Origin of the sequence: Phenylobacterium sp. (assembly GCF_030697925.1) — a bacterium.
Classification (GTDB): Bacteria; Pseudomonadota; Alphaproteobacteria; order Caulobacterales; family Caulobacteraceae; genus Phenylobacterium.
On record NZ_JAUYOJ010000223.1, the window covers coordinates 1 to 2,776 of the forward strand.

4 protein-coding genes are annotated in these 2,776 nt (G+C 69.5%); 1 reads left to right on the forward strand and 3 read right to left on the reverse strand.

What is annotated here, in order from left to right; translation table 11 throughout:
• Window positions 1-137 precede the first annotated feature (137 nt).
• Window positions 138-995: an alpha/beta fold hydrolase gene (locus tag Q8Q88_RS21770; protein WP_305677280.1), complete on the reverse strand. Its 858-nt coding sequence runs from the start codon at window positions 993-995 to the stop codon at window positions 138-140.
• Between the two features lie 69 nt (window positions 996-1,064).
• On the opposite strand from Q8Q88_RS21770, the gene Q8Q88_RS21775 reads away from it, so the two are divergent.
• On the forward strand, window positions 1,065-1,466 hold the full coding sequence (locus Q8Q88_RS21775) for a hypothetical protein (protein WP_305677281.1): 402 nt from the start codon (window positions 1,065-1,067) through the stop codon (window positions 1,464-1,466).
• Here Q8Q88_RS21775 and Q8Q88_RS21780 read toward each other — a convergent pair.
• Together Q8Q88_RS21780 and Q8Q88_RS21785 are read right to left on the reverse strand one after the other, a co-directional pair.
• Window positions 1,463-2,314 (reverse strand): M23 family metallopeptidase, encoded by an 852-nt coding sequence (locus Q8Q88_RS21780; RefSeq protein ID WP_305677282.1) that lies wholly within the window; start codon window positions 2,312-2,314, stop codon window positions 1,463-1,465. The two genes, Q8Q88_RS21775 and Q8Q88_RS21780, sit on opposite strands and share 4 nt — an antisense overlap.
• 206 nt (window positions 2,315-2,520) lie before the next feature.
• A partial coding sequence (locus tag Q8Q88_RS21785) for an NAD(P)(+) transhydrogenase (Re/Si-specific) subunit beta (protein WP_305677283.1) occupies window positions 2,521-2,776 on the reverse strand: 256 nt, incomplete at its 5' end.

Here is a 2,776-nt window from a genome sequence, read left to right on the forward strand (position 1 = left end):
AGCGATACGTCGATCCCGGCATAGTGCTCCATGGTCGTCCCCAGTGATGCTTGGAGCAGGCCAATCCCTGACTCCGCAAACACCATCAGCCTGAGGGACGACCACCCACCCCGCGAGGGGCCGGCCCGTTACCCCATCTAGGCCGAGAGCACGTGCTCCACGCCCTTGACGATGGGGTCGGCGAACCGCTTGCCGAGCAGGCTGGCGTGGTTGGCGCCGCGCACATGGTCCACATAGCCGCGCTGGGAGGCCAGGGCGGGCGCCACCTGCAGCTGCTTCAGCGGAGCGGAGAGCCGCTCGTCGCCCGCGGTGACCACGGCCACCGGTAGGTCCGGGTCGAAAGGTGGGCGGCCCATCAGCGAAGTACGGGGCCACTGCTGGACCTCCTCGGCCGCCCATTTCGTGTGGACCGCCGAACCGTAGATCCGGCGTTTCTCGGCCGAGGCTTCGCCCTCCAGCCCGATGAGATCGCCGATCACCAGGGAGACGGGGCGCATGAAGCCCGCCGCCGACCACATACCGACCAGCTTCATCGCCCCACGGTAGGCGTTGACCGCACCGGCCGCGCTCTTGACGTCCATCACCTCGGGCGTAGCGGCGTCGACCAGCACCACGCCCAGGATCCGGTCGCGATGACGCGGTACGAAGACCCGCAGCAGCAGGCCGGCCATGGAATGGCCGACCATCACATAGGGCCCGCGCTCGCCCAGCCGCTCCAGCAGCAGGGTCAGGTCGTCGGCGATGGCCGCCCCGTCGCGGGGCGAGGGGCCGGGATCGGAATAGCCGAGACCAGCGCGATCATAGGCTAGGCTGGCCATCCCCTTGGCGGCCAGGCGGTCCTGGACCACCGCCCAGTCGGCGGCGCAGCCGAAGGCGCCGCACTCCAGCACGATCAGCGGCCGGTCGCCCGACGGCCCCGCGCGGACCGCCCGCAGGCGGCGGCCGCCGATATCCACGAGTTCGCCCCGCGTGGGGTGGAAGCCGGCGCCGGTCATCGGTCGATCTTGAGCATGGAAGGCAAATAGCCGAGTTTGCCCGGCGAGATCGAGGCGAGGGCGGCGAAAATGTTGCGGTTGATCCTGGGCGTGGTGCTGGGCGTGCTGGTCGGCATGGTGGTCACCGGCGTAGTCGAGGGCATGGGCCACACGATCTTCCCGCCGCCGCCGGGGGTGGACCTGACCGACCCGGCCCAGCTCGCGAAGGTGATGTCGAAGATTCCGCTGGAGGCCAAGGGCGCCGTCCTGCTGGCCTGGTTCCTGGGAGTGCTGGCCGGGGCCTCGACGGGAAACCTGGTCGCGGGCCGCCGCGCCTGGGCTGGGCGGATCGTCTCGCTCGCCCTGTTCGCCTTCTCGGCCTGGACCATGTGGATGATCCCGCACCCGCTCTGGTTCATGGCCGCGGCGCCCGTGTTCGCGCTGGTCGCCGCCTTCGCCGCCGAGCGGGCCTTCGGCCGACCGCGCGCCTAGCCCGCGGTGGGGATCACGGGCTCGGCGGCGGGGACCATCGCGCTGGCCTCGACACCGGCAGTGTCGGCCGACTTGGCCGTGAAGGTCAGGGTCGCACGCGGGCGGTCCTCCTTGTCGGCCTTTCCGGACTTGCGCGGGCCTTCCATGAGCGCGCGCTTGGCTTCCGGAATGAACGAGACGTGGGCCACGCGCACCCGCCGCGAATAGCGGGCGGCGGTCTGCAAGGGCAGGTCATCGGCCGTGGCGAATTCGCGCCCGATGAAGGCGACGGGGTTCAAGGGTCGGTCGTCCTGGCGGATCTCGAAATGCACGTGCGGGCCGGTGGAGGTTCCGCTGGAGCCGATCTTGCCGATCGCCCGGCCGCCCAGGACGGCGACGCCCGGCTTGGCGCGCGGATCGATGCGGCCCAGATGGGCGTAGAAGCTGACAAGGCCCTCGACGTGCTTGACCTCGACGAAGCGGCCGTAGCTCGGGCTGTTCCCGGCGCGAGTGATGACCCCGTCCGCCACGGCCAGGACCGGCATGCCGACGGGCGCGGCGATGTCGACGCCCTCATGCAGCCGGCCGTGCTTTTCCCAGGGCATGCGCCGCAGGCCGAAGGGCGAATTGACCGAGCGGCCCGGCACCGGTTCGCCGCACTCGAACATGGCCGGCGGCGGGGCCGGGGGCGCGACCGGGGCGGCGGCGGGCGCGACGGCCTGCGGTCCCGGCGCGATCCGGGGCGGCGACAGGTCCGCGCTGGCAGCATAGGCGGCGGTCACGGCGGTGAGGGTCACGCCGGCGGCCAGGGCGGCTTCGAGCCAACAATGGCGCAAGCGGCCAAGCATGGCCGAGACAGTTGAATTCAAGAATATACCTCGTCCAGTACAGTCGAGCTTCTCAGTGGTCCGCCAGAGGTCAAGCGGCCAAGCTTCGACAGGTCACCACCGTATCGGGGGGCTATGTGACGGGTCTTCTAGACCAAAACGTGGCGAAATAAACCGTGACTGGCCGCGCCTATTGTCGCGATCGGCCGCCAGGCTCGACTATACCGAGAAATATTGGACCCTTCGCCTCAGAGCCCCTTGAGGATGCCCTCGACCATCTTCTTGGCGTCGCCGAACAGCATCATGGTGTTGTCGCGGAAGAACAGTTCGTTCTCGACGCCGGCATAGCCGGAGGACATGCCACGCTTCACGAACAGCACGGTGCGGGCCTTTTCCACGTCGAGGATCGGCATGCCGTAGATGGCGCTGGTCTTGTCGGTCTTGGCGGCGGGATTGGTGACGTCGTTGGCCCCGATCACGAAGGCCACGTCGGCCACCGGGAAC